Raw genomic sequence first — 25,989 nt, 5'->3', positions numbered from 1 at the left:
ACCATGGTGGACCTCCGTCGCGAACCCGACTGGGACCAGGGGGCAGACCGGCACAGCGAGTTGATAGACCCCGTATTGACCGTGCGTCAGTTGTCCCGGTTCGGTCACCGCAGGGGTTACAGCCGGATCGACAACGCGCTGGTATTCACCACGGACAAAGGGGAGTTCGAGGTCTACCTGCCACCCCACCGGCCGGCGCGCTCCCTGTTCGCCGTGACGCGGTACACCGCGGTCTACGAAGTCGACATGGGGGTGCACGCCTGCACCGTGTCCCTGCTGCTGCCCAGCGACAACGACGCCTTCGACTTCACCGCTGAGGTGGAGCTGACCTGGCAGGTATCCCGGCCGGGACGGTTCGTGGCCGGCGGGGAACGGGACGTGCCCGCTCTCCTGAGGCGCCGGTTGGAAAGGCTGATGTACCCGGTCAGCCGCGGATTCCCACTCGACCGGAGCGCGGACGCCGAACGCGCCGTGTACCAAGCTCTCGCTAGAGCGGGAGATTTGGGAGAGGAGGCGGGGCTGCGCACGGCGTACGCCGTGCGGCTCAAGCTGGACGACGCGGCGATCGGCCACCAGCGGGAGCTCCGCCGGATCCGGTACAGCGACGAACAGCTGCGACTGTCGCACGACGTGGCGATGCGGGAGGACCGGCTCAAGGCGGAGCGGAATGTGGAGCAGGCCCGGCACGATCACGAAATGGCCATGCTGCGGGGCCGTCAGGATGAGGAAGCCAGGGAGCTGGAGGCGGAGAAGGTCCGCTACTACGAGTACTACCTCCTGCACGGCGGTGTGGCGATGTGGGCCCTGCACCTGGCACAGCACCCGGAGGATTCCCGGCTGGTCATGGAGAACCTGCAGAGGGACCAACTCCAGCTGATCCGGAGCCAGTCAGAGGTCGCCCTGCAGGTACTGAAGGAAGGGAACCCGGAAGACTACCAGCGCGCGGGGCTGAACAAGCAGGCCGTGGAGATCTTGGAGGGGCTCCTCGCACGTAACTTGCCCGGTATCGCTTCGGCTCCTCCCGCGCCGGGCTCCCTGTCGGGGGCCGCGCACCCCGGTGCCCCGGTGCATTTCCGCAAGCCGAGGGGCGGGTCGTCCGCCGGCAGCACCGAGGAGGGGCGATGAGCAGTGGGGGTGTGCAAATTCCGACGGTGGGAGCTCGTCTGCTCACGGAGCTGCGCTCCGAGACAGCTCGTGCGGACAGCAAGGCGTCGCTGCTTCTGGGGGTCATGAGCATGACGGTGAGCCTGCTCGGTGGCCTGCTCGCGGCTCGGGGATGGTCGTTATCCGGGCTCTCCGCCCCCGGGAGCGTGCTGTTGTGTGTGGCCATGGCCGCTCTGGCCGGCGCACTGGGATGCCTACTCCTCGCCGTCTTGCCCCGGTACAGCACCAGCCGGTGGTCTCCGGGGCGGCCGTTGACGTACTTCGACGACATCCGCCGCGCCGCGGAAGGAGGCCGGCTCGCCGAGGCCCTCGCCGTCACCGAGGCACACCAGGACGACGGGCTACTGGAGGCGCTGGCCCAGAACAGCCGCATCGTTGGTGCCAAACACCGGTGGATCCGCACCGGTCTGGCTGCCTACTGCGCGGGAGTGGTGATTCTGCTCGTTGCGCGTCTCGCCGGCTGAATGCACCGCGCCGGCCTGCTCTTTACCGCATCGTCACGATCCGGCCGTATGTCGAGACAGGAGCCTCTCATGACCACTGCCTTCGAACCCGCCCAGCCCGGCCGCACTTCCCTGCCCGAAGCTCCGGTTTATCCCGCTGCTGTTCTCTTTCCATCCTCGTGCTGTCCGGACGAGATGATTCCGCCTCCACCGCCCTACCCGGGCGGCGCGACGCAGTCCGAGGCATCTCACTCCGCCGGGAATCCGGAACAGCAGTCCGTTTCTGAGAAGCGCGTGCCGCAAGAGGCGCTCGGCCGCCGTGGGCGTGTGCACCTCGCCAAGCGGCAGCGGGGCATGGACGCCACGGCTGTGGGCCAACTGTTGCTGCAGTTGCCCTCGTTCCTCGCCAGCCTGGTGATCGTGGTGACGCTCTCCCACCTCCTGTTCCCCGGTATGGGCTGGTTGGGGGGCCTGCTCTGGCTCGCTTCAGGTGCCATGGCGTTTCATCGGCCCACCGAGAGAGCCCTGGCCCGCCATGTGCTGAACCTCCGTCACCCCACCCCGGGGGAATTGAACCGACTGGCACCGCTGTGGCGGGAAGTGGCGGCGCGGACGGGTGTAGACGGCCGCGCCTACGAACTATGGATCGAGGAGAGCGATCACCTCAACGCCGTGGCCGCGGCGGGGCACATCGTGGGCGTCACTCGGTTTTCACTGGAGCACCTGTCTGATGGTCAGCTGGCCGCGGTCCTCGCTCATGAGCTGGGGCATCACGTCCGCGGTCACGCGTGGTCCTTGGTCCTGGGGCGGTGGTATGCGGCTCCGGTGCGGTTTGCGTGGGCTGCTGTGCGGAGGCTGATCCGGCTCGTCACCGTCGTGGGCCGTGGGCGCATGAGCTTCTGGGCGGCAGTGCTGCTTCTTGCGGCAGGCGCCATTGTGCTGGCGGTCGCGTGGAAGTACTGGTTCCTCACCCTGACGCTGATGGCCGCTCCGTATCTGCTCGCCGCCGTGACCCGTCGGGCCGAACTGAGGGCGGATCACCATGCGGTAGTGGCTGGTTTTGGGCCGATGCTCGCCGAGGTGTTGCAGTTGATGCAGGCGGCGGAACGGGAGGGCGGGCCTGCGGCGGCTTCCGCTCTGTCCGGGTGTGGCAAGATGGCTGCGATTGACCCGGGAACCGCCGCTCGCGGCGGTAGGCGGAGCCTTTCAGGCAAGCTCCTGTCCTCGCACCCCGACTATTACACGCGCCTGCACCACCTGGCGCCGTCTCTGAAGCGGCGGTGAATCTGGTCCAAGTCGGATCCTGGGGCCGCGCTGCCGCCGCACCCTTGCGGGCCCTGTACTGCTGGGACAACGCGGGTCGGGAGGGGAGCCGCGATAGCTTCGTCCTGAATGGGTTCGGGTGCTGGCATTGCTCGGGCAGATCCTGTTTGCCCAAGATTGGCCTGGCGGTTTTGCTTTCTGATGGTGCCGAAGAGCTTCCGGGAGCGGGCCGGTTCCTGGACGGGGACGGGCCAAGACCAGCACTACGTTCTGTCGGCGGTCGCCGAAGGAGAGGCCGAGGCATCCTTCCCGGAGGAGTAGGCCACTGCCGAGGTGGAGGGCAGCGCCACTGGGCAGCGAGTGGTGGCGGCGATGGGCGTGATTGCGGAAGTCGCGGACGTCGAACCGGCAGAGGACCTGAAACTTGTGTCCGGAGGGGGGATCGGTGGCTCTGTGGAGGTCGGTGAGGATGCCGCGGTAGTCCAGGTGCTCGGGCGCGGGGCCAGTTAGCGAGCAGTGACGCTCATATGGCGCTTCATGTTCCTGAGAGCTTGTCCAACTGGTCGTAAATCGGCCCTGAACTGCAACTTCTCACGCTCTCGTTCACCCTGACACGACTCCGGTGACACATCATGTGAAGGGCGCGATCGCGTACCTTGCCAGTTGCCTTAACGGAGCCTCGCGGACACCAACATCGACAACCCGCACCGCAGGGTGCGGTTGAGCTTCCTTGGTTGACCGAGAGGGAGGTGTCGGGAGCCACGGACCCGATGCCCCGGCCCAAGCTCGGCCCGTGGCTGTGTGACGAGAGGGGGCCATATGACGGCCTCGTCGCCGCGGCGGTGGACCGGCTCGGTCGCCATGTCGTCGGCCACAACTACTACCTCCTCGACGACATCTTCGCCGCTGTGCAGGAGCGCACACCCTCCCTCGTGGCGGATGAAGCACCAATGACGTCGCAAGAGACCCGGAGTTGCTGTGATCGCAGGCTCACTGCTCTTCGAACTGGCCTAGCACAGGGGCTGTTGGGCCTTCGAAGCGTGCCCGTACCGCCTCTGCTGCTTTCTGCTTCCCTATCAAGGCCGTGACCTGTGTGAACAGGCCGGCGGCCTGGTCGGAGGGATGAGTGACGACGGGCACGGGTTCCGGTGCAGCCAGGGTCGTTCCTCCCCGGGCAGGCCGAGCACGCGGCAGATGACACGCATGGGCAGCCGCCCGGCGGTTTGGGAATGTTGCCCATGCGGTGGTCTTCCGGCCGCCGCGTGTGCTGCCCGCGTTGTTCCCTGATGACTTACGACCTGCTGAGTTTCACCGCGTCCCCCGCTGTGTCACCCGCGAGAACGTCGATTCGGGCGCCGTTGTCCGGGTCTGTGAAGTGTTGGCCGGGCCTGTACGCCGCCAGGTCGAGGGGGGTGCAGCCGGCTCGCGGCTTCGCGGACGGGTGGCCGTTCATGGCCTGGACCGGACCCTCGCCGGTCCGGGTCGCGGAGTCGACCTTGTAGATGAGGACGCCGCGCGAGCACGCGTCCGCGTCGTGGCCCTGGGCCCTGCGGGACTCCGCGACGTACGCCGTCGTCGCACCGGTGCGCAGTACGGCGATCTTGGTGCCGTCGCGTCGTTCCACCGGGGTCAGCCGCACGGTGCGTCGACCGGGTGCGGCCAGACAGGCAACCTGGGCGTCACGGGTCCAGCCGAGCTTCCAGGAGTGCCAGCCCAGGTACTGGGGTGCGGGGCCGGCGATGTTGCCCATGACGTCCCAGCCGCCGACGTACCGGTGGGTGGTGCCGGTGAAGGAGTACAGGTCGGGCAGGCCGAAGGTGTGGCCGGTCTCGTGGTCGGCGACCTTGGGGCCCCAGTGCCACATGTCCTGGCCGAAGGTCACGGCCCACTTGATGCGGGTGCCGTCGGCGGTCACCCCGGGCGTGGTGGGGTCGTAGAGGTAGGTCGGGGAGAAGGAGATCGCGGAGGCCGCCTTGGTGGGGACGACGTAGACCATGTCGTAGCGGGAGAAGTCCGCGTACGGGTCGGCGGCGGTGATCGCGTCCCGTACGTACTTCTCGTGGGCCTCGAAGGTCAGGCCGCGCCGGAATCCGTACGAGTCCGAAGTCGCCGGCATGCGGACCCAGCGGTGCAGTGCGGTGAGGTCGAGGCGCGTGCGCCCGTAGCTGGCCGTGCGCATCCAGTCGGCGGCGGGGGCGAGTTGGGCCGCGTACTCCCGTGTGGAGTCGGTGGCCTTGGCGTCGGGGAAGTCCACGAACAGCATCAGGACGCGCCTGGTTCCGGTGGCGCGCTGGAACCGGGTGTGGTCCGTGTCGTGGCCTTCGTCGGTCCATCCGGTCCTGCCGGGCAGTGCGCAGTCGGTGGCGGGGGACGAAGGACGTCGGGTCGGCGGTGGCGTGGCCCCGTTCGCCGATGTGGGGGTGGCCAGGCAGGACGTGAGGGCGAGAGCCGCGGTGAAGGCGCGCAGACGTGTGGAGAGGAGGGACATGTCACTCCTGTCGTGGGAGGGAGGAGGGGAGTGCGGGACGGGAGGGCTACGCGCGTCCGGCGGCCAGGTCCATCAGGCGGGCGAGGACACGGCCGTTGGAGGCGGTGACGCCGTCGTGCTCCCATTCGTTGGTGACCCAGGCGCGGGTGGCGCCGACGTCATGTGCCGTGCGCAGCGAGAGTCCCGCGTCGACGTACATGTCGTCGTGGTAGACGACCGCGGCCAGGGGGACCTGGTTGGCGGCGAGGCGCCGGGGGTCGTAGAGCGGGGGCCAGTCGGTGCGCTGTGCGAGGAGGTCCGCGGCGTCCGCGAAGGGGCGCAGGCCCTTGATCTCGCGGAACATCCAGGGGTAGATCATTTCTCCGGTGAGGAGTAGGGGGTCGGCGTCCTCGGCGAACTCGGGGAAGTCGGTCAGTGACCGGGCGGCGGCCCAGGCGGTCGGGCCGGCTCCCTGCCCGTACAGCGTCTCCTGCATGACGGCATACAGTGGGTTGTCGGTGAAACCGGTCAGGGACTCGACCTGGTGGAGGAAGGTGTCGGTCAACTCGCCGTCCGGGGCCAGGGATTCGTCGAGCAGCCAGTGAAGGCGTTCGAAGCCGTCGCCCATTCCGAGGACGAGGCCGAGGGTGCGCAGACGGCGGGTGGTGAGGCGGTCGCCGCCGGGCAGCCGGATGTCGTCGGACGCGAGAAGGTCGGCGATCTCGCGGAGTCGGGCGGCGTCGTCGGGGTAGCGGGCGTAGAAGTCGAGGACCCGGTCCCGTACGCGGGGGTAGGTGCGGTGGTAGACGTCGTCCGCGGTCGCGGTGAGTCCGGGCAGGCCGCCGGTGACGTAGCAGGACCGTAGGCCGTGGGGGGCCTGGGAGAGGTAGGTGAGGGTGAGGAAGCCGCCGTAGCTCTGGCCGAGTGTCTCCCAGGGCTCGTCACCGCACAGCTGCCTGCGGATCAGCTCCGCGTCGGCCACGATCGCGTCGGCGCGGAAGTGGCCGAGGTGGGCGGCCAGTTCGGACGGAGAGGCGAACCGGGAGGCCGATTTGGCGGTGACCGGAGTGGAGCGGCCGGTACCGCGCTGGTCGAGGAGGAGCACCCGGTGGGTCTTGAGCGCCTGGGGCAGCCATCCCGGCGATCCCGCCGAAGGGCGGGGTGCCTTGCCGCCGGGGCCGCCCTGCAAGTAGAGGAGCCAGGGCAGTTGGTCTTTGGTGCGGGCCGGGTCGACGACCTCGCGTGCGAACACCTGGAGGGTCGGGCCGTCCGGAAGCGAGTGGTCCAGCGGGACGGTGAAGAGATGATCGGTGGTGGCGTAAGCGGGGTTCATGGTGCCCTTTCACAGTGCGGCACGACGAGGGAGGGGCCGGGGGACGGAGGCATCGGTGAGGTGTGACATTGCATCTGTGCGCACAGGTCAGCATGGCTCAGCCGTCTGCTTGCGGGGAGCCCTTGTTCGGGCATAGCGCGGCGTTATGGAGGGCCCTTCGCCGCCTCGGTGGCTCGTCGCCTCAGGAGGAACGCGTCCCGGAACGCCGGGTCGCCCCCAGGGTTTGCGCCGGGGAGGAGCTGCCGCCGCCGGCCCACAGGGAGCGGACGTGGCCCAGGTGCCTGGCCATGCACCGCTCGGCCTTCTTCGCGTCGCCCGAGAGCATCAGGTCGAGGAGCTCCAGGTGTTCCTCGGCCGAGGGGATCAGTTCACCGCGCTCGTCGAGGGCGGTGAGGCCGTACAGGCGGGAGCGCTTGCGCAGGTCGCCGACGGTCTCGACGAGACGGTCGTTGCCGGAGAGCGCGAGGAGCGAGAGGTGGAACTGCCGGTCCGCCTCCAGATAGCCGATGAGGTCGTGATCGCGGGCGGCCCGCACGATCTCCTCGGCAATCGGGCGCAGCGCCTCCAGTTCCTCGCGGGCGGCGGTGCGGGCGACCTGGCCGACCGTGGGGATCTCGATGAGCGCGCGGATCTCGGTGTACTGGTCGAGGTCGCGCTCGTTGACCTCGGTGACCCTGAAGCCCCTGTTGCGGACGGGCTCGACCAGGCCCTCGCGGGCCAGGTCGAGCATCGCCTCGCGCACCGGGGTGGCGGAGATCCCGAAGTCCTCGGCGAGCGCCGGCGCCGAGTACACCGCGCCCGGCCGCAGTTCACCGGAGATCAGGGCGGCCCGCAGGGCGTTGCTCACCTGGTCGCGCAGCCGCTCCCGGCCGACGTTGAGGTCGCGGTGCTTCAGGTGCCCCATGGCGCTCGTGGTCCCTTCGGTCTGGTGTGGACCACCGTACAATGTCACGTTGCCTTCGACGGTGACAGGGTGTAGGTCCGGGTGGAGGTGTAGAACTCCAGCGCCGCCCGCCCTTGTTCACGCGGCCCGTGGCTGGATGCCTTGGTGCCGCCGAACGGCAGGTGGAAGTCGACGCCGGTGGACGGTGCGTTGATCCGGATCATTCCGGTGTCGAGCCGGTCGAGGCCGCACAGCGTCGCGTCCAGATCTGCGGTGTGGACCGACGTGACCAGGCCGTACGGCACGGAGTTGGTGAGGTGTACGGCGTGGGCGAGGTCGTCGGCGGGCAGCAGGACGGCGAGCGGACCGAAGACCTCCTCGCGCAGCAGGCGGTGCCCCGGGGGTACCTTTTCCACCAGGGTCGGGGCCGCGTACCAGCCGGGCCCGTCGGGCACCGTTCCGCCCACCACCGGGCTCAGGCCACGCCGGGCGTCCCCGACCTGGTCGCGGGCCGCTTCGCTGATGAGCGGCCCGCTCACGGTCGCCGCGTCGGCCGGATCGCCGACCGGCACGGCTCGCAGCGCCGCCGCGAGCGCCTCACGCAGGGGGGCGAGGGCCGCGCCGACCGCGATGACGCGGCTGGTGGCGGTGCACTTCTGGCCCGCGTACCCGGCGATGGCGGCGGCGAGATGGGCCGCGGCCCGTTCGATGTCGGCGTCGGGGAGGACGATCGCCGCGTTGAGACCGCCCATCTCGGCCTGGACCGGGACACCCCGTTCCGTGGCGGCGCGGGCGACGTCCCGGCCCACGGCGGTCGAGCCGGTGAAGGACACGGCGTCGGCGGTGGAGACGAGCGCCTGACCTTCGGTGGCTCCGCCGGGCAGGAGGGTGAACACCTCGTCCGGTAGGGCCTGTTGAACGATCTCGGCCAGGCGCTGTGCACAGGCGGTGGCCTCGGGCGCGGGCTTGAGGACGACCGCGTTGCCGGCGGCGAGCGCCGGGGCGGCCTTCCAACTGGGAATGGCGAACGGGAAGTTCCAGGGCGTGATCAGTGCGGCCACGCCGTGCGGGCGGCGGCGGGTGAGAAGCAGGCCGGGGCCCACTGCGGTCTCGTGGACGGCGCCGACGGGTTCGTACGGTGCCTGGGCGTAGTAGCGCCAGATCGCGGCCGTGCGGGCGACTTCGGCCCGGGCCTCGGCGAGCGGTTTGCCCACCTCGCGGACGGCGAGTGCGGTCAGCTCGGCCGCGGCGGCGTCGATGGCGGCGGCGACCGCGCCGAGCGCGGCCGAGCGGGCGGCCGCCCCGCCGAGCAGCCAGTCGGGCTGGGCCGCGCGGGCCCGCCCCACGGCGTCGGCCGCCCCCGAGGCGCCGGGCGCCGGGATCTGGAGCAGGACGTCGGAGGGGTCGGCCGGGTTGTGCGAGGTGATGGGGAAGGCGGCGTCGGTCACAGGATTCCTCCGAGGAGGCCCCGGCCTTCAGGCCGGGGAGGAATCGGGCTCCTGCGGAGCAGGGCAGAGGTAGCCGTTTCGCCGCCGGGGCGAAGCGGTATCCAGTCGGTGAGGGGGTGAGCAAGTCCCCCAAGGCCGATTGTTCTCAACTGTCAGTCCTCCCGGATAGGTTGTGATGCATGATGACCGCAGCGATATCGGAGGATGCCGGGCACGCCCGGTACACCTTCCGGCTGCGGGTGTCGTCCACCGCGAACACTGCTCTTGAGGCGGAGTGGGCGCGGTGTCGCTGGTTGTGGAATGAGTGTGTGGCCCGCTCGAAGAAGGCTCACGTCGATAGGGAGAAGTGCGGTCCGGCCCGGCTGGACAAGATGCTGACCGAGGCCCGCACCCGAACCGGGTGGCTGCGGGAAGGCTCGTCGGTTCCTCAGCAGCAGCTCGTTCGGGATTTCGGGAAGTCTCGTGCCAAGGCGCTGAAGGACATCAAAGCCCGGTTGCCGATGCGGCAGCGGGCGGGGATGCCCCGCTACAAGAAGAAGCGCGAGGCCGACCCGAGTCTGAACTACACCCGGCGTGGGTTCCGCCTGAAAGACGGGCGGCTGCACCTTGCGGGCGGCATCGACGTGACTGTGGTGTGGTCGCGGGAACTTCCCAAGTCGCCTTCGTCGGTACGGGTCTACCGCGACAGCATCGGTCATTGGTACGCGTCCTTTGTCGTTCCCGCGCCGGTTGAGAACCTGCCTGCCACCGGCCGCGTCCTCGGGGTGGACTGGGGTGTGAAGGAGACCGCCACCACCACGTCCGACGCCCACGACCTTCCGCACGCCCAGCACGGCCGCGCGGCCGCGCAGAAACTCGCCCGCTATCAGCGGATGATGGCCCGCAGGAAGCCCGCGAGAGGTCAGGCCGGGTCGAAGGGCTACCGCGAGGCGAAGCGGCAGGCGGCGAAGCTGCACAAGAAGGTGTCCCGGCAGCGCCAGGACACCGGTCGCAAGTGGGCCAAGAACGTCGTCCGCGACCATGACGCCATCGCGGTGGAAGACTTCCGTCCTAAGTTCCTCGCAACAACCACCATGGCCCGCAAGGCAGCCGACGCCGCCATCGCAGCCACCAAAGCGGCCTTGATCGAGATGGCCAGGAAACACGGCCGGACCGTGCGCCTGGTCAACCCCGCGCACACCACGATGGACTGCGCGCAGTGCGGAGCGAGAGCCAAGCACGCACTACCTCTTTCCGAACGAACGTATACCTGCACCGCGTGCGGAGCCGTCTCGCCGAGAGACAAGAACTCTGCCCGAGTGATGCTGGTCCGGGCTGGTCTCGTACCCGGCTGGCGCTGATCGTGTAAGACCTGCACCTCCGCCGGGGGGGCAGGCGACGTGAGCTAGGAATCCCTCTCCTTCAGGAGGGGGAGGAGTCAAAGGAGGAAACCTCCGGGGAAGGGGTCGTCCGGGTCGAGGAAGTACTGAGCGGTGCCGGTGATCCAGGCGCGTCCGGTGACCGTCGGTACGACGGCGGGCAGTGCGCCGACCGTGGTTTCCTCGATCAGACGGCCGGTGAAGCGAGTGCCGATGAAGGATTCGTTGACGAAGTCGCGATGGAGGGGAAGTTGGCCGCGTGCGTGCAGCTGGGCCATCCGGGCCGAGGTGCCCGTTCCGCACGGGGAGCGGTCGAACCAGCCGGGGTGGATGGCCATGGCGTGCCGCGAGTGGTCGGCGTCGGAGCCGGGAGCGGCGAGGTAGACGTGCTTGACTCCGGCGATCTCCGGCCGCTCGGGGTGCACGGGTCGCTCCGGCGAGGCGTTGATGGCGTCCATCACGGCGAGCCCGGCGGCCAGCAGGTCGTCCTTGCGGGCGCGGTCGAACGGCAGCCCCAGCGCGTCGAGTTCGACGAAGGCGTAGAAGTTCCCGCCGAAGGCGAGGTCGTAGCCGACCGTGCCGTGGCCGGGGACCTCGACCGTGCGGTCCAGGGCGACGCAGAAGGCGGGGACGTTGGTGAGCGTGACGGAGGTGGCGGCGCCGTCCGCCACCCGTACGTCGACGCTCACCAGTCCCGCCGGGGTGTCGAGCCGGACGGTGGTGACCGGTTCGGTCACCGGCACCATGCCCGTCTCGACCAGGACGGTGGCGACCCCGATCGTGCCGTGTCCGCACATCGGGAGCAGTCCGGAGACCTCGATGTAGAGGACCCCGTAGTCGGCGTCGGGGCGGGTGGGCGGCTGGAGGATGGCGCCGCTCATGGCGGCGTGACCGCGTGGTTCGTACATCAGGAGCGTCCGGAGGTGGTCCATGTGCTCGATGAAGTACGTCCGCCGCTCGGCCATGGTGGTGCCGGGGACGACCCCGACGCCACCGGTGATCACGCGGGTGGGCATGCCCTCGGTGTGCGAATCGACGGCGTGGAAGACATGGCGGGTGCGCACGGGCTTCCTTTCGGTGGGCGGGGTGCTCTGGTCGTCGACGAGTGGGTGACGTGGTCAGCGGTGGCCGTCGGCGACGGCCTTCCGGGTGGCGGTCCGCACCGCCGCCTCGGTCTGCCCGGTGAGCGCTGAACGCGGCGGGCGGGTGGGGCCGCCGCGCCGCCCGACGATGTCCATGGACAGCTTGATGGACTGCACGAACTCCGTCTTGGAGTCCCAGCGCAGCAAGGGGTGCAGAGACTTGTAGAGCGGGCGTGCCGTGGCCAGGTCGCCTGCGACGGCGGCGTGGTACAGCGTGGCGCAGCTGGCGGGGAAGGCGTTGGGGTATCCGGCGATCCATCCCACGGCGCCGGCGAGGGCGAGTTCGAGCAGCACGTCGTCGGCGCCGATCAGCAGATCGAGCTCCGGGGCGAGTTCGGCGATCTCGTAGGCCCTGCGGACGTCGCCGGTGAACTCCTTCACGGCGACGATGCTGCCGTCCTGGTGCAGGTGGGCCAGTGTGTCGGGGGTGAGGTCGACCTTGGTGTCGATGGGGTTGTTGTAGGCGACGACCGGCATCCCGGCGCGGGCGACCTCGGCGTAGTGGGCGCGCACGCCCGACTCGTCGGCCCGGTAGGCGTTCGGGGGTAGCAGCAGCACCGAGCCGCAGCCCTCGTCGGCTGCCTGCTCCGCCCAGCGCCGGGCTTCGCCGCTGCCGTAGGCGGAGACGCCGGGCATGACCCTCGCCCCGTCGCCCGCTGCCTCGACGGCGGTACGGACGACGCGGGCTCGTTCCTCGTCGGTGAGGGTCTGGTACTCGCCGAGCGAGCCGTTGGGCACGACTCCGTCGCAGCCGTTGTCGATCAGCCAGCGCACGTGCTCGGCGTAGGCGTCGTGGTCGACGGAGAGGTCGTCCCGCAGGGGAAGGGCGGTGGCGACCATGATTCCGCGCCACGGACGGCCGGTGTTCCAGGTGGTGGAGATGGTCATGGCGACACATCACCTCTCTATGAAGTGTGACATTTTACTGGGCTGTGGTGTGTGGTGCCTCGGGAAAGACCTGGCCCGGGGTCAGCCGTCGCCGGGGGAGACGTCGGGCCCCGATGCGGTCGTGGTGTGGCCCCCGGGTTCGTCGGCCGGGCCCCCTGGCTCGGTGGCGAGCGGTACGGCGGGGTCATCGAGCGCGGCGAGCGCCGAGAGCGGGACGGGGGTGGCGAACGGGCGGCGTTCGGCCGGAGGTTCGGCGGTTCGGCCGCGGGCCGCGAGGCAGGCCACCGCCGAACCGCACATCCGGCCCTGGCACCAGCCCATACCGGCTCGGGTGAGCAGCTTGACGCTGCGTGCGTCCCGCGCTCCGAGGTCCTCGATCGCCTCCCGGATCCGCCCGGTGGTGACCTCCTCGCAGCGGCACACGTCGGTGTCGTCGGTGAGCCAGTGCGGCCACCCGGGGCCAGGTGCGTGGACGGCGGCCATCGCGTCGGCGAACGCGCGCATCTGGTCCCGGCGGCGCGTGAGCTCCCGGACCCGGCCGCCATGGGCGGGACGTCCGAGGACGCGTGCGGCCACCGTCACTGCCGCCAGTTCCCCTTCCAGCCAGGCCAGTTGGGCCCCGCCCACCCCTCCGGTCTCACCCGCCGCCCACAGGCCGCGCACCGAAGTCTCCTGGAGGCCGTCCAGGGCCAGGGCCCGGGTGCCGTCGGGCAGCGGGCGGGTGGCGCAGCCGAGCGACGTGGCCAGCTCGATCTGGGGGACGAGGCCATGTCCGACGGCCAGCGCGTCACAGGCGATCCGGCGCCCCGTCCCCCGTACGGGGCGCCAGCCGCGATCGAGACGCGTGACGGTGACGGCCTCCACCCGATCCGTGCCGTGCACCTCGGTGACCGCGCTGCGCACCCGCACCCGCACCCGGTGCCACAGCAGTGCCGCGCCGTGGATCAGCGCCTCGGCGGCCTTGTGCGGGTTGGTGGCCAGCGCCCGGGGATACCGGGCGTAGCGCAGATAGCCGGACGCCTCGACGACGGCCGGCACTCTCGCGCCGGCGGCCGCCAGCGAGGAGGCCACCGCGAGCAGCAGCGGGCCGCTGCCCGCCACGACCACGTGGCGTCCCGGCAGCACCAGGCCCGACTTGAGCATGGCCTGGGCTCCGCCGGCGCCCACGACGCCGGGCAACGTCCAGCCGGGGAAGGGGAGTTGGCGTTCGTAGGCGCCGGTCGCCAGCAGCACCGCACGGGCCCGTACGCGCACGGGGCGCTCTCCGCCGCCGTCGGCGCCGGTGACGGCGTGTACCGCCCACGGCCCGTCACCGGTCCCACCACCCACACCCTCCTCGTCGTCTTTCGTCACGCTCCACACGTGATGGCCGGGAAGGTGCCGGACATCGCTCCGGGCCAGCCGTCGGCGCAGGTCGGTGTAGGCGGACCAGTCGTGGTGCAGGGCCTCGGGCCGGACGGCTCCAAGGGCGGCAGCCGGGGTGCGGTAGAACTGTCCGCCCGTCTGCGCGGAGGTGTCCAACAGGGCGACGGACAGCCCGAGTTCACCGGCCGTGACCGCTCCGGCGAGACCGGCGGAGCCGGCACCGATCACCGCGAGGTCGTACGGTTCAGACGCCGAGAGCGGCACGGCCGTGTCCTTCCTGAGTGGTGATGGCGTCCCCCGGCCGGGCCGGAACCAGGCAGGCCCGCCGGTTGGGCTCTCCGTTGATGGTGGCGAGGCAGTCGTAGCACTGGCCGATGCCGCAGAACGCGCCCCGCGGGCGTCCGCCGACTCGTGTGGTGCGCCAGGCCAGGATCCCGGCTCCCCACAGCGCGGCGGCGACGGACTGGCCGGGCAGGGCGGTGACGGGGCGTCCGTCGAAGGTGATCCGGAAGAGCGGACCGGGCTGAGCACCGACCAGTTCGGCGGGGGTACGGGCCATGGCTCCTCCTCTCATGACTGTGGGACAGGCGGTCTTCAGGCGGCCGGAGAGAAGCGCTCCGGCCTGAAGGGGGCGATGTCGAGCGGCGGTTCGCCACCGGTCAGCGACCGGGCGATGGCCAGTCCGGTGGCGGGGGCCAGCCCGATCCCCGCGCCCTCGTGGCCGCAGGCGTGCAGCAGGCCGGGGACGCGCGGATCGGGGCCGATGGCGGGCAGGTGGTCCGGCAGGTACGGACGGAAGCCGACGTACGTGCGCATCGCCCGGATCCCGGCCAGGACCGGGAACAGGGCGATGGCCTGGGCCGCCAGGCGTCGCAGCGCCTCGGGCGAGAGCGTGCGGTCGTAGCCGACCCGTTCCCGGCTGGCGCCGATCAGGACCGGTCCCGCCGGGGTGCCCTCCACCACCGCCGAAGTCTGCAGCGCCGCGGAGCCACTGGCCACGTCGGCGACGTAGTCGGCCGCGTACACCTTGCGGCGCACCACGCGCGGCAGCGGCTCGGTGACCAGGACGAAGCCCCGGCGGGGCCGGACGGGAAGCGTGACGCGCGCCAGGCGGGCGATCTCCCCGCCCCAGGTCCCGGCGGCGTTCACCACGTACGGGGCGTGGAGTTCCCCGACCGTCGTCCGCACTCCCCGGATCTCGCCGCTCGCCCCGGTGAGCAGGCCCGTGACCTCCTCGCCGAGCCGCAGCCGGACCCGCTCGCCTCCCGCGCGCAGCAGATGCGCGGCGGCGAGCGCCGGCATGACCTGCGCGTCCTGGGGGTAGTGGAAGCCACCCGCCAGTCCGGCGGCGAGATGGGGTTCCAGGTCGCGCAGGCGGTCGGCCGGGACCTCCTCCGCCGTGACACCCGCCCCGCGCTGCCCGGACGCGAAGTCGCGCAGCGCGGCCATCCCCGCCTCGTCGGAAGCGACGACCAGTCCGCCTTTGGGTTCGTACTCGATGTCCGGCGGGAGTTCTTGGGACAGCTTCCGCCACAACTCGCCGGATGTCCTGGCCAGTTCGAGTTCGGGGCCCGGCTCCTTGTCGGACACCAGGAGGTTGCCCTCGCCGGCCCCCGTCGTGCCGCCTGCGACGGGGCCACGGTCCAGTACGGCGACGCGGAGGCCGGACCGGGCGGCGTAGTAGGCGCAGGCCGCACCGACCACGCCGGCCCCGACGACGATGACGTCTGCGGAGTTCCTTGTCAGCACGTCAGTAATATTTCACATTGCACTCTCGGTGCCAAGGGTCCGCGGTCAATTGCCGTCGAACGGCGGCGAGTTCCGCCGGGTCGACGGGGTGTGACGCGCCATGCGGAAACCGGAAGTCGGGCTGGTCCTGGCGGCTTCGCGGTCGCCCGCGGCGGCAGCCCCTCGGGCGTGGTCGAGCTAAAGAAGTCGCCGACACCTTGTCAGTGCAATTTCACATTACTATGTTACCGGTCACACTCCAGCCAGCTCTGGCTGTCCGATCGCTTTCGGAGTGACCACCCATGAACAAGCGCACTTCCATCGCCCTGTCCGGTGCACTGGCGGCGACCCTCATCCTCGGCACGGCCGGCTGCTCCGGCGGCCGGCAGACGGACGGAGGTCACGGAAAGAACCTCGCAACGGCCAACAACGGCCGGGTAGTTGGCGGGACGCCACAGAAGGGCGGGACCCTCACCATCCTGTCCGACCAGGACTTCGCCCACCTCGACCCGGCCCGCAACTGGGTGGTCAGCGAGATGGATTTCGGAACCCGGCTGCTCTACCGCACCCTGGTGTCGTACAAGGCGTCCCCCGGAACCGCCGGCAGCCAGCTGGTCCCCGACCTCGCGACCGACCTCGGCACGTCCTCGGACGGCGCCAGGACGTGGACCTTCCACCTCAAAGCAGGGATCAGGTACGAGGACGGGACACCGGTCACCGCCCAGGACATCAAGTACAACGTGGAGCGGTCCTTCTCCCCGGACCTGCCCGGCGGCGCCGACTACGCGGCCCGCTACCTCAAGGACGCCGAGGGCTATCAGGGCCCGGCCAACGGCAAGCACCTGGACTCCATCAGGACGCCGGACGACAGGACCATCGTCTTCGAACTGCGCAAACCCTTCGCCGAGTTCCCCAACGCGACGGTGATGCCCACCTTCGCCCCGGTCCCCAAGGCACAGGACACCGGGCCCCGGTACGACAACCGGCCGTTCTCCTCGGGCCCGTACAAGATCGAGACGTACCAGCGCAACAAGAAGCTGGTCCTGGTCCGCAATCCCCACTGGGATCCCGGGACGGACGCGATACGCAAGGCGTACCCGGACAAGCTGGTCATGGTCATGGGGCTCAGAGCCAACCAGATCGACGACCGGATGGTCGCCAGCCAGGGCGCGGACGCCTCCACCGTGCCGTGGTTCGCGCTCCGACCGGAGAGCGCGGGCAAGGTCCTGCCCAGAGCCGATGTGCGCGAGCGGCTGCTGGCCGAGTCGATGAACTGCACCGACATGGTGCAGATGCACACCGGGCGGGCCCCTTTCAACGACGTGAAGGTCCGTCAGGCCGTGCAGTACGCCCTCGACAAGGAGGCTGTGGTCACCGCCTCCGGCGGTCCCGCCTTCAACGACGCGTCCACCGCGTACATGCCCGCCGCGCTCTTCGGCGGCAAACAGCCCGACACCCTGAGGATCCCCACCACCGGGGACGCGGACAAGGCCAGGCAGTTGCTGAAAGAGGCCGGCAGGGCGAACGGTTTCACCACCACGATGACGGTCTCCAACGGTGACAAGGGGCGGGCCGAGGCGATCCAACAGGCGCTCGCCAAGGCCGGCATCAAGGTCACCATAGAGACGGTCGACCCGTCCGCGTTCTACGCCACCATCGGCGACACCACCCACCGCACCGACATGGTCTACACCGGCTGGTGTCCCGACTACCCGTCCGGCTCCACCTTCCTGCCCTTCGTCTTCGACGGCCGCTACATCAAGGACAAGGGCAACTCGGGCAACCACTCCCTCTTCCGTGACGCTCCGACCATGAGGCGGATGGACGAGATCGCCGCCATGACCGACGCCGGGAAGGCGACCGCGGCCTGGCGGAAGCTGGACGGCGAGATCCTCGCCAAGGCCCCGGCGGTACCCGTCCTGGTACGGCGCTGGCCGCTGGTGGTGGGGACCAACGTCGCGGGCGCATACGGGCAGACCTCCTTCGGCGGCCAGCTCGACTACGCCTCGGTCGGCCTCAAGGACCCCGCCAAGAGCGAAGGCTGAAGGAGGCACCGTCATGGCCCTCACCTCCACCGTCGCCCCGGCGGGCAGCGGCCCCTGGCAGCGCGCCCGGCAGCAGCTGGGCCGACGCGCCTCCGTGAAGATCTCCCTCGTCGTGATCGCACTCTTCGCGATCATGGCGGTGGCCGCCCCGCTGCTGAGCACGCTGGGCGGCTGGTCGCCCGAGGAGTTCGACAAGACCGCGGTCGACCCCTACCTGGGCGGGCAGCCCATCGGCCCGCTCGGCGGAATCTCCGCCGACCACTGGCTCGGGGTCGAACCCGTCACCGGACGCGACCTGTTCGCCCGGGTCGTGCACGGCGCCCAGGTCTCCCTGCTCATCGCCTTCACCGCCACCGCGATCGTCGTCGTCGCCGGCACGGCGGCCGGTATCGCGGCCGGCTACTTCGGCGGCCGCACCGACGCGGTGCTCTCCCGGCTGATGGACCTCACCATGTCCTTCCCGTCCCTCATCTTCATGATCGCGATGATGTCGGTGGCACGGGACGTCAACCGGATCGCGCTGATGACCGCCGTGATCGGACTCTTCGGCTGGCCCGGTATCGCCCGTGTGGTACGCGGCCAGACGCTCTCGCTCAAGCACCGCGAGTACGTCGACGCCGCCCGCGTCGGCGGCTCCGGCCCCTGGCGGATCCTCACCCGCGACATCCTCCCGGGCGTCGCCGGACCGGTCATCGCCTACACCACCCTGATCATCCCGGGGATGATCGCCACCGAGGCGGCGCTGAGCTATCTGGGCGTCGGCGTCCGCCCGCCCACTCCCTCCTGGGGCCAGATGATTGCCGAGAGCGTCGCCTTCTACGACACCGATCCCACGTGCTTCGTCATCCCCAGCACCTGCCTCTTCCTCACCGTGCTCGCGTTCACGCTGCTCGGCGACGCGCTGCGGGACGTCCTGGACCCGAGGGGAAGCCGCACATGATCTACTACGCCGGGCGCCGGCTGCTCAGTGTGATCGGCGTCCTGATCGCCGTCGCCGCCATCACCTTCGTCATCTTCTACGTCCTGCCGTCCGACCCGGCGGCCGCGGCCTGCGGCAAGTCGTGCAGCACCGAACGACTTGCGGCGATCCGTGCGCACATGGGTCTCGACCAGCCGCTGTGGCGGCAGTTCGCCGACTTCGTCACCGGCATCTTCACCGGCCGCACCATGGGCAGCGGCCAGTACACCCTGCACTGCAACTTCCCCTGCCTGGGTTACTCCTACGAGAACAGCGAGGGCGTCTGGGACCTCATGATGGACCGTCTTCCGGTCTCCGCCTCACTGGCGTTCGGCGCCGCCGTGATCTGGCTCGTCCTCGGGCTGTCCGCGGGGGTCGTCGCGGCCCTGCGCAAGGACACCCTCACCGATCGCGCGCTCATGGTCGGTTCCGTCGCCGCCGCCTCGCTGCCGGTCTACTTCACCTCGATGATGCTGATCTACGGGGTGATCCGGCTCGCCGGCCTGCTGCCCTACCCGAGTTACGTGCCCTTCGGCGACGACCCGCTGCACTGGGCGTCGAACCTGATACTGCCCTGGCTGGCCCTGGCCATCCTGTACGCGGCGATGTACGCGCGGCAGAGCCGCAGTTCGATGATCGAGACGATGGCGGAACCCTACATCCGCACCGCCCGCGCCAAGGGCCTGCCGTACCGGACCGTCGTGGTCAAACACGGCCTACGGGCCGGCATGACCCCCATCCTGACCCTCTTCGGCATGGACCTGGGCGGGCTCCTCGCCGGCGCGGTGATCACCGAGTCGCTCTTCGGGCTCCCCGGCATCGGGCGGCTCTTCTACGGTGCGCTCTCCAGCGGCGACCAGCCGGTGATCCTCGGAGTGACGCTGCTGGCGGCCACCTTCATCGTCCTCGCCAACCTGGCCGTCGACCTGCTGTACGCCGTCGTGGACCCGCGAGTGAGGTACTGATGAACACCCCCGACACCCTCCTGCGCGTACAGGACCTGACAGTCACCTTCGCCACCCCGCGCGGTTCGGTACGGGCCGTGGACGGCCTCGGCTTCGCGGTACGGCGGGGAGAGACCCTCGGTATCGTCGGCGAGTCCGGCTCCGGCAAGTCCGTCACCTCCCTGGCCGTGATGGGACTGCACACCGGCGCCTCGGTCAGCGGCTCGGTCATGCTGGACGGCCGGGAACTGACCGGCCTGGCGGAGCGCGAACTGAACCGGCTGCGCGGCCGGAAGATGGCGATGATCTTCCAGGACCCGCTGTCCAGCCTCCACCCGTACTACACCGTGGGCGAGCAGATAGCCGAACACCACCGCGTGCACTACGGCAGCGGCCGGCGAGCCGCCCGTGCGCGTGCCGTGGAAGCCCTCGCCGAGGTCGGCATTCCCGAGCCGCGGCGCCGGGCGCGCGACCACCCGCACCAGTTCTCCGGCGGCATGCGCCAGCGCGTGATGATCGCCATGGCCCTGGCCTGCGAACCCGACCTGCTCATCGCGGACGAACCGACCACTGCCCTGGACGTCACCGTCCAGGCACAGATCCTGGAGCTCATCGCCCGGATCCAGGAGGAGCGGCAACTGGCCGTCATCATGATCACGCACGACCTCGGTGTGGTCGCCCGTGTCGCCCACGAGGTCCTGGTGATGTACGGGGGCAGGGCCGTCGAACAGGCCGACGTGGACACCCTCTTCGCCGCACCGGCCCACCCCTACACCCGCGCTCTGCTCGACTCCCTGCCCCGCCTCGACGACGACGGCGACGAACCCCTGCGGGCCATCACCGGCAGCCCGCCCTCCCTGCTCACCCCTCCCCCCGGTTGCGCGTTCGCGCCCCGCTGCTCCCAACTCACTGGCGCCGCGGCCGAGAAGCGCACTCGCTGCGAGAGCGAGCGCCCCGCCCTCGACGGCCCGGCCGGACATCCGGCCGCCTGCCACTTCCCCACGTACGAAGGCGTGAACTCATGACATCCACCGAACCCCTGCTCTCCGTACGGGACTTGAGCATGACCTTCCCCGGACGACGGCGGGCCGCCGCCCCGGTCCGGGCCGTCGACGGCGTCACCTTCGACGTGGCCGCGGGCGAGACACTGGGACTGGTCGGAGAATCCGGGTGCGGCAAGTCCACCACCGGCCGCCTGATCGTCCGACTTCTGGAGCCCACCGCCGGATCGGTCACGTACGACGGCCGGGACATCAGCCACCTGTCACAGCGCGCGCTGAAGCCGCTCCGCAAGGACCTGCAGATGGTCTTCCAGGACCCCCACTCCTCCCTCAACCCGCGCCAGACGGTGGCCCGGATCATCGCCGACCCGCTGCTGGTGCAGGGCACTCCGGCGCCCGAGGCACGTACGCGCGCCGCCGAGCTGATGGAGCTGGTGGGGCTCATCCCCGAACACCTCGACCGCTATCCGCACGAGTTCTCCGGCGGTCAGGCGCAGCGCATCGGCATCGCCCGCGCCCTGGCCACCGGCCCCCGCCTGATCGTCGCCGACGAACCCGTCTCCGCCCTCGACGTCTCCGTCCAGGCCCAGGTCGTCAACCTGATGGAGCGGTTGCAGCACGAACTCGGCCTGGCCTACCTCTTCATTGCCCACGACCTGTCGGTCGTCAAGCGGGTGTGCGACCGGGTCGCCGTGATGTACCTCGGCCGGATCGTCGAGACCGGTCCGAAGGAGCAGGTGTACGCGGCCCCGGCGCACCCCTACACGCGTGCGCTGCTGTCCGCCGTCCCGGTGCCCGACCCGGCCGTCGAGCGAGCGCGCGAACGGGTCTCCCTGCTCGGGGAGCCTTCCCAGAGCTCTCGGCCTCCCGCGCGCAGGGGAGGCCCTGACAGCCCGGCCGTCCGCCCGCCGGGTTGCGCCCTCCGTCCGCGCTGCCCCAAGGCCCAGGGGATCTGCCGCACGGACACTCCCGTACTGCGCGCGGTGGAGCCGGGCGCAGCACGGCAGGTGGCATGCCACTTCCCGGAAGCGGCCTGAAGGGCCCGAACGTGGTGGTGCCCGGCCCACGGACAGTGGAGCCGGGCCCAACCCCCCTTGTCCCACTACGTCTTCGTGACCCGTACGGTCTCTCCGTACCCGTCGGCGCTCAGCACCTCGATGGCAACGCCGGCCGCGGAGTCGGTGAACGTCTCGCCGGCCCAGTACGGGGCGTCGTCCAGCGGGCGGCAGCCCGGCTTCGGCGTGGTGTTCGGCTTGGCGTCCACGACCTGGATCGGCCCCGCACCGGTCCGTACGGAGGAGTCGACCCTGTAGACCAGCGCCGCACCGGTGGAGCACAGACCGGCGTCTGCCTGGACCGCCCGCCGCGACTCGACGACATAGGCGGTGCGGTGGGCGACGTCGCCGACGCCGAGGCGTTCTTCGTCGGCACGACGTAGACCATGTCGTACTGCGAGAAGTCCACATCCGGATCGGCCGCGGTGACCGCGTCCCTGACGTACGCCTCGTGCTGCTCGTGCGTCATCCCGCGCTGGTATCCGTAGTCGGTGGAGTTGCGCGGCATCCCTGACATGCCGCTGCCAGTATTCCCCCGCCGCTCTCCTCGAAGACCTCGCCGCGGACCGGCTGGAAGCGGCGGTCCTCGGCGACCACCCGGACCAGGAGCTGTCGCCGCCTGCGGGCGTGGCACTCCACACGATCGTCACCGAACCGGTCTTCGCCCTCATGGCGGCGGCCCACCCGCTCGCCCTGCGCGAGGAAGTCCCGTTGACCGAACTCCTGGAGGAGGACTGGGGGGTTCCCCGGCCCGACGGCGACCGGACCCGCGAATACTGGGAATCGACCTGCTCGCGGAGGGACCGCGTTCCCTCCGCCCCGTACGAGGCGGAGGGACGACAGCTGATCGAGATCGTGCGGGCGGGCCTGGCAGTCAGCCTCTGCCAGGCCACGTTCATCGAGGTGCCCGGTGTCACGGTCCGTCCGCTGGTCGGGAACCCCTTGTGGTACCGGCACATGCTGGCCTGGCACCACGACGGCCCGCTCGCACCGTACGGCACCGAGATCCTGCGCCGGGTCACCGACGGCTACCTGTCCACGTGCGCCGACAGCCCCGTGTACGCGCGCTGGCGGGCACAGAACCCACAGGCCGCGACACCGGCAGGCCGGTCGCCTTCAGCACAGTCGTAGGGGGAGCCGCCCGAACGAGGCATGGTCGCAGAGGCTTGCCGCGGGACGGGGTGCCGGCACCGGGCGGTCCGGTCAGCCCGCCGGTGACGGGGTGGCGACCGGGCTCTCCGTACCGTTCGCGGTCGTCGTGACCTTCTTGCCGTCCTGCGAGACCGCGAACCACAGGCCCATCCTGCCCTGGCCGTTGACGTCGCCGGGCTGTTCGTCCCCGGTGAACCAGTAGACCGGCCAGCAGCCGACGGCCAGCTGGCGGGTGCCATCGGGGCGGACGACAGTGGAGACGAGCCGCGGGGCGACACCGTTGAGCCGGGCGCGGTCGGCGGGCTCGGCGGGTTTCCAGGTGTCCAGGCAGGGGCCGGTGCAGCCGAACTTCATCGGCCAGGCGCTGTCCTTGTTGAAGCGGTAGAGGGTACGGCCCATGCGGTCGACGAGGATCTTGCCGAGGCGGGGGTGCGCGAAGACTCCGACGTCGCCGGGTTGTTGGGTGCCCGCCTGCGTGGTGTCCGGGGCGCTGTAGCCGCCGCCCTTCGTGCTGCCGTAGCCGGTGCCGTAGTCGGGGGAGCCCTGGCCGGCGGGCTGCACGGGGTCGGTACCGGCGGCGGTGTGCCCGCTGCCGCAGCCGGTGGTAAGGGCGAGCGCGGCCGTGAGGGCGGCGACGGCGAGGACGGCGTGGCGCCGGCCGGAGCGTGCGGCGGACGTCGCTATGGGCATGGGGTTCCTCCTTGGGTGAGGGGGGCGGTTCGATGGGCCCGCCGACCGCTCGGGTGCTGATCTCGGCGGAGCGTGCGGTCAAGGCCCTTGCGGGGACGGTCGGTCGCTGCGCTGGATCCGTAGCGCCAGGGCCGGGCAGCGGCGTACTGCCAGCTGGGCGCGGCGCCGCATGCGGGCCGGCAGCGGTCTGCCGGCCGTCTCGGGGTAGCCGTCCGGGCCGAGCCGGATCATGGCCGGTACCACCTCGGCGCACAGGCCGTGGCCGCGGCACAGCGTCCAGTCGACCAGCAGCCGTTCGGCCGGTGGCGGTGGTGGGGGCGGTGAAGAGGGCGATGGTGGGTACCGGGGCGGGGCGGGGAGCGGCGGCCGGTGCCCGGTGACCGGGAGTGCACCGGTCACCGGGCGGCCGCACCCGAACCCGTGCGCATGGCGGGCGAACTCCTCGGGGAAGGCGGCGAGGGCCGACGCCACGAAGCGCGCGGTACCGTCCGGGTGGCCGCAGGCGCCGCGGCCGCGCACGGTCCGCAGCCGGGCGTGCACGGCGTCCAGGGCGGTATCGCCGCCGCCCCGTACGGCGCGGTCGAGCTGCTCGGCGAGCGCGGGCAGCCCCAGGACGCAGGGCCCGCACTGCCCGGCGGACTCGGCGGCCATCCAGCGCGCGACCCGAACGGTTTCGCCCGCCGGACAGGTGCCGTGCGGCAGTGGCAGCACCGCGCCGGCACCCGGCGTCGCGCCGTGGACGGCCAGCGCGTCCTTGGAGAGCGCCGCGGACCGCGCGTCGGCGGGGGAGAGCCAGGTTCCGTGGTAGCCGCCGAGGAGGACGCCCTGCCCGGCGTCCGTTCCGCAGTGCGCGAGGACTTGGGCCAGGGGTGTCCCGCAGGGGGCCTCCACGACCTGGCGGCCGGCGACGGTCAGCAGCAGGGTGCCGGGCTCGCCGGGCAGGCCGGCGGTGCGGTAGCCGAGGGCGCCCATCCGGGCGGCCAGGGCGAGTTGGGCGTAGGTCTCGGCGTTGGACAAGAGGGTGGGCAGCCCGTTCAGGCCGCGTTCGCTGGAGCGGATCCGGCGGCCGGAGGGAAGTCCGGGGCCGCCGGACAGACCGCTGGTGAGCGCGGTGCCCTCACCGGTGACGAACCGCTCGGGCAGCCGGATGACCCGTAACGGCGCGCCGACCGGGCCGCGTTCGGCGATCGCGCGGCGGACCGCGTCCGCCACGTCCGGGCGGGTCACTCCGACCGCGGTCCGCTGTGCGCCGAGCGCGTCGGCGCACAGCTGCGCGCCGTCCAGCACCAGATGCGGTACGCGCAGCAGCAACGCGGTGTCCTTGAGGCAACTTGGCTCGCCCTCACAGCCGTTGACGGCCACCGCCGCCCTGCCGTCGGAGCGGCGGATGCCGTCCAGGACGGCGGCCAGCTTCCGGGCGAACGGGAAGCCGGCGCCGCCCCGGCCGCGCAGCGCGGTGTCCTCGGCCAGCGCCACCAGCTCCTGAGCGGACAGCCGGGGCAGTGCGCCGTGCAGCGTCAGATGTGCGACACGGTCGAGCCGGGGCAGTTCGTCGAGTCCGGCGAGGAGCCGCGGGGGCCCGAGGGAGGTCAGGGTGGGGACCGGGCCGGGGCCGGGAACGTCGCCGGAGGTCCGGGCAGCCCGCAGGGGGTGGGTGGCGGCCGGGGGCGTCATCGTGGCTCACCGCCCGGGATGCGGAGCGGGCCGCGCAGCCGCAGGGCGAGCCGTACGGCCACCCCGGCGAGCGCCATGCCGTATCCCGCCACTGCCCAGCCGGCCGCGGCCCGGCCGGACTTGAGGCCGTGGAGCAGGGCCAGCGCCCAGCAGGCGTAGGCGACCGTGTGCAGTGCCCACCACCATCGCGCGGTGGTACGGCCGGCGAAGGCCCCGCGTACCGCGCCGCTCACGGCGACCGTGAGGAACCCGTACGCGGCGAGCGTGCCGCATCCGATGAGCACGGGCTGTGCGCCGTCGGTGAACGGCACTGCGGCGGCCGTCGCCGTGGTGTGCCCCTCGACGGCCTTCACCCAGACGTGCAGGCCCAGGAAGCCCAGGCCCGCGACGCCGGTGGCGCGGTGCACGGCCTGGGCGAGCAGCCGGTGCGGGGTGTGCAGCACCAGCCGGTCGGTGGCGGCCAGCCCCCACAGCACTGTGGCGGAGAGCGAGACCAGTGCCAGTACCCCGGCGTCGTGGTCCAGGAAGCGCACCGTGTTGTCCATCGCGCCGGAGCGCAGGGTGACGGCGAGGAACAGCAGGAGTGCGGCCGGAAGTGCCGGGCGCAGTAAGGCGTTTCGGGCGGAGGGTGGGGGCGGGGCGGGCATCGGGCCTCCCGAGGGCGGGACACGATCGGGACACGATCGGTTGTCATACGCAAATTTCCGGTGATGTATCCCGGCTGCGTCGGTCATTCCTGGGGGCCGGGCCCATTGCCTGGACCGCTCTATGTGTGACCCCTGGTAACACTCAACATTCCGTAACCAGCCGGATACTCGCGGCCGTATTCCGGATGACCAAAAGCATCTCCGAGCGTCCGCCGGATTTCCCGATGTTTAGCGCGCTGTGACAAATTCCTGCACCGGCGTCGCGGACCCCGGGGAGGGTTCCGGATGATGCCGACCCAGGCGCACGAAGGGGCGTCAAGTCCCCGCCCACGCCCCCATCC

The 25,989-nt window shown here is 70.9% G+C and carries 23 protein-coding genes; 10 read left to right on the top strand and 13 right to left on the bottom strand.

Annotated features, from left to right (window positions below; translation table 11 throughout):
• Positions 1-3: 3 nt before the first annotated feature.
• The 3 genes from MOV08_RS07560 (at position 4) to MOV08_RS07550 (ending at position 2,891) form a co-directional block, all read left to right on the top strand.
• Positions 4-1,125 carry a DUF4670 domain-containing protein gene (locus tag MOV08_RS07560; RefSeq protein WP_275306790.1) on the top strand — a complete coding sequence of 374 codons (1,122 nt, stop codon included), beginning with the start codon at positions 4-6 and terminating at the stop codon, positions 1,123-1,125.
• On the top strand, positions 1,122-1,628 hold the full coding sequence (locus MOV08_RS07555) for a Pycsar system effector family protein (protein ID WP_052286586.1): 507 nt from the start codon (positions 1,122-1,124) through the stop codon (positions 1,626-1,628). Before MOV08_RS07560 ends, MOV08_RS07555 begins: the two co-directional genes overlap by 4 nt.
• Positions 1,629-1,697: 69 nt before the next feature.
• A complete protein-coding gene (locus tag MOV08_RS07550) occupies positions 1,698-2,891 on the top strand; it encodes a M48 family metalloprotease (RefSeq protein ID WP_275306789.1) in 1,194 nt (397 codons plus the stop codon).
• 1,270 nt (positions 2,892-4,161) lie between these two features.
• Here MOV08_RS07550 and MOV08_RS07545 read toward each other — a convergent pair.
• The 4 genes from MOV08_RS07545 to MOV08_RS07530 all read right to left on the bottom strand — a co-directional run bounded on the left by MOV08_RS07545 (position 4,162) and on the right by MOV08_RS07530 (position 9,001).
• A complete protein-coding gene (locus MOV08_RS07545; protein WP_275306788.1) occupies positions 4,162-5,358 on the bottom strand; it encodes a M6 family metalloprotease domain-containing protein in 1,197 nt (398 codons plus the stop codon).
• Between the two features lie 46 nt (positions 5,359-5,404).
• Positions 5,405-6,670 carry an alpha/beta fold hydrolase gene (locus MOV08_RS07540; RefSeq protein WP_039630534.1) on the bottom strand — a complete coding sequence of 422 codons (1,266 nt, stop codon included), beginning with the start codon at positions 6,668-6,670 and terminating at the stop codon, positions 5,405-5,407.
• A 181-nt stretch (positions 6,671-6,851) separates the two neighbouring features.
• On the bottom strand, positions 6,852-7,574 hold the full coding sequence (locus MOV08_RS07535; protein WP_275306787.1) for a GntR family transcriptional regulator: 723 nt from the start codon (positions 7,572-7,574) through the stop codon (positions 6,852-6,854).
• Between the two features lie 44 nt (positions 7,575-7,618).
• Positions 7,619-9,001 carry an aldehyde dehydrogenase family protein gene (locus tag MOV08_RS07530; RefSeq protein WP_275306786.1) on the bottom strand — a complete coding sequence of 461 codons (1,383 nt, stop codon included), beginning with the start codon at positions 8,999-9,001 and terminating at the stop codon, positions 7,619-7,621.
• A 179-nt stretch (positions 9,002-9,180) separates the two neighbouring features.
• Between MOV08_RS07530 and MOV08_RS07525 the strand changes: the two genes are divergently transcribed.
• Positions 9,181-10,341 (top strand): RNA-guided endonuclease InsQ/TnpB family protein, encoded by a 1,161-nt coding sequence (locus MOV08_RS07525; RefSeq protein WP_420834137.1) that lies wholly within the window; start codon positions 9,181-9,183, stop codon positions 10,339-10,341.
• A gap of 77 nt (positions 10,342-10,418) precedes the next feature.
• On the opposite strand, the gene MOV08_RS07520 is transcribed toward MOV08_RS07525, so the two are convergent.
• The 5 genes from MOV08_RS07520 to MOV08_RS07500 form a co-directional block, all read right to left on the bottom strand.
• On the bottom strand, positions 10,419-11,423 hold the full coding sequence (locus MOV08_RS07520; protein WP_039630529.1) for a proline racemase family protein: 1,005 nt from the start codon (positions 11,421-11,423) through the stop codon (positions 10,419-10,421).
• 54 nt (positions 11,424-11,477) lie between these two features.
• Positions 11,478-12,389, bottom strand: a complete 912-nt coding sequence (locus MOV08_RS07515; RefSeq protein WP_275306785.1) for a dihydrodipicolinate synthase family protein — start codon at positions 12,387-12,389, stop codon at positions 11,478-11,480.
• 81 nt (positions 12,390-12,470) lie between these two features.
• Positions 12,471-14,018 carry an NAD(P)/FAD-dependent oxidoreductase gene (locus MOV08_RS07510; protein WP_275306784.1) on the bottom strand — a complete coding sequence of 516 codons (1,548 nt, stop codon included), beginning with the start codon at positions 14,016-14,018 and terminating at the stop codon, positions 12,471-12,473.
• The gene (locus MOV08_RS07505) at positions 13,999-14,313 is read right to left on the bottom strand and encodes a (2Fe-2S)-binding protein (protein ID WP_275306783.1); all 315 of its coding nucleotides are present in this window, start codon (positions 14,311-14,313) and stop codon (positions 13,999-14,001) included. Before MOV08_RS07505 ends, MOV08_RS07510 begins: the two co-directional genes overlap by 20 nt.
• A gap of 35 nt (positions 14,314-14,348) precedes the next feature.
• Positions 14,349-15,503: an NAD(P)/FAD-dependent oxidoreductase gene (locus MOV08_RS07500; RefSeq protein WP_275306782.1), complete on the bottom strand. Its 1,155-nt coding sequence runs from the start codon at positions 15,501-15,503 to the stop codon at positions 14,349-14,351.
• 281 nt (positions 15,504-15,784) lie between these two features.
• Here MOV08_RS07500 and MOV08_RS07495 point away from each other — a divergent pair, with 281 nt between their 5' ends.
• Genes MOV08_RS07495 through MOV08_RS07475 form a run of 5 tightly spaced genes read left to right on the top strand, consistent with a single transcriptional unit; the run spans position 15,785 to position 21,467 of the window.
• Positions 15,785-17,527, top strand: coding sequence for an ABC transporter substrate-binding protein (locus tag MOV08_RS07495; protein WP_275306781.1), 1,743 nt, complete (start codon positions 15,785-15,787; stop codon positions 17,525-17,527).
• Positions 17,528-17,540: 13 nt separating this feature from the next.
• Complete coding sequence (locus MOV08_RS07490) at positions 17,541-18,467, top strand: ABC transporter permease (protein ID WP_275306780.1); 927 nt, start codon at positions 17,541-17,543, stop codon at positions 18,465-18,467.
• Positions 18,464-19,450, top strand: a complete 987-nt coding sequence (locus tag MOV08_RS07485; RefSeq protein ID WP_275306779.1) for an ABC transporter permease — start codon at positions 18,464-18,466, stop codon at positions 19,448-19,450. Before MOV08_RS07490 ends, MOV08_RS07485 begins: the two co-directional genes overlap by 4 nt.
• Positions 19,450-20,454: an ABC transporter ATP-binding protein gene (locus tag MOV08_RS07480; protein ID WP_275306778.1), complete on the top strand. Its 1,005-nt coding sequence runs from the start codon at positions 19,450-19,452 to the stop codon at positions 20,452-20,454. The genes MOV08_RS07485 and MOV08_RS07480 overlap by 1 nt, the downstream gene beginning before the upstream one ends.
• Complete coding sequence (locus MOV08_RS07475; RefSeq protein ID WP_275306777.1) at positions 20,451-21,467, top strand: ABC transporter ATP-binding protein; 1,017 nt, start codon at positions 20,451-20,453, stop codon at positions 21,465-21,467. Before MOV08_RS07480 ends, MOV08_RS07475 begins: the two co-directional genes overlap by 4 nt.
• Positions 21,468-21,532: 65 nt before the next feature.
• On the opposite strand, the gene MOV08_RS07470 is transcribed toward MOV08_RS07475, so the two are convergent.
• Positions 21,533-21,694 carry a hypothetical protein gene (locus tag MOV08_RS07470; protein WP_275306776.1) on the bottom strand — a complete coding sequence of 54 codons (162 nt, stop codon included), beginning with the start codon at positions 21,692-21,694 and terminating at the stop codon, positions 21,533-21,535.
• Positions 21,695-21,965: 271 nt separating this feature from the next.
• Here MOV08_RS07470 and MOV08_RS07465 point away from each other — a divergent pair, with 271 nt between their 5' ends.
• Positions 21,966-22,616, top strand: coding sequence for a LysR substrate-binding domain-containing protein (locus tag MOV08_RS07465; RefSeq protein ID WP_338057382.1), 651 nt, complete (start codon positions 21,966-21,968; stop codon positions 22,614-22,616).
• A gap of 72 nt (positions 22,617-22,688) precedes the next feature.
• Here the strand turns inward: MOV08_RS07465 and MOV08_RS07460 are convergent, their stop codons facing one another.
• From MOV08_RS07460 to MOV08_RS07450, 3 genes are all read right to left on the bottom strand, one after another.
• Complete coding sequence (locus MOV08_RS07460; protein ID WP_275306775.1) at positions 22,689-23,327, bottom strand: hypothetical protein; 639 nt, start codon at positions 23,325-23,327, stop codon at positions 22,689-22,691.
• A 78-nt stretch (positions 23,328-23,405) separates the two neighbouring features.
• Entirely contained in the window at positions 23,406-25,001 is a 1,596-nt protein-coding gene (locus MOV08_RS07455; RefSeq protein WP_275306774.1) for an NADH-quinone oxidoreductase subunit NuoF family protein, read from the bottom strand.
• Entirely contained in the window at positions 24,998-25,648 is a 651-nt protein-coding gene (locus MOV08_RS07450; RefSeq protein ID WP_275306773.1) for a hypothetical protein, read from the bottom strand. Before MOV08_RS07450 ends, MOV08_RS07455 begins: the two co-directional genes overlap by 4 nt.
• Positions 25,649-25,989 lie beyond the last annotated feature (341 nt).

The sequence above is a fragment of the Streptomyces yunnanensis genome, from assembly GCF_029011865.1.
In the GTDB taxonomy this organism is placed as follows: domain Bacteria; phylum Actinomycetota; class Actinomycetes; order Streptomycetales; family Streptomycetaceae; genus Streptomyces; species Streptomyces yunnanensis.
This window is presented reverse-complemented; position numbering and strand designations above follow the sequence as displayed.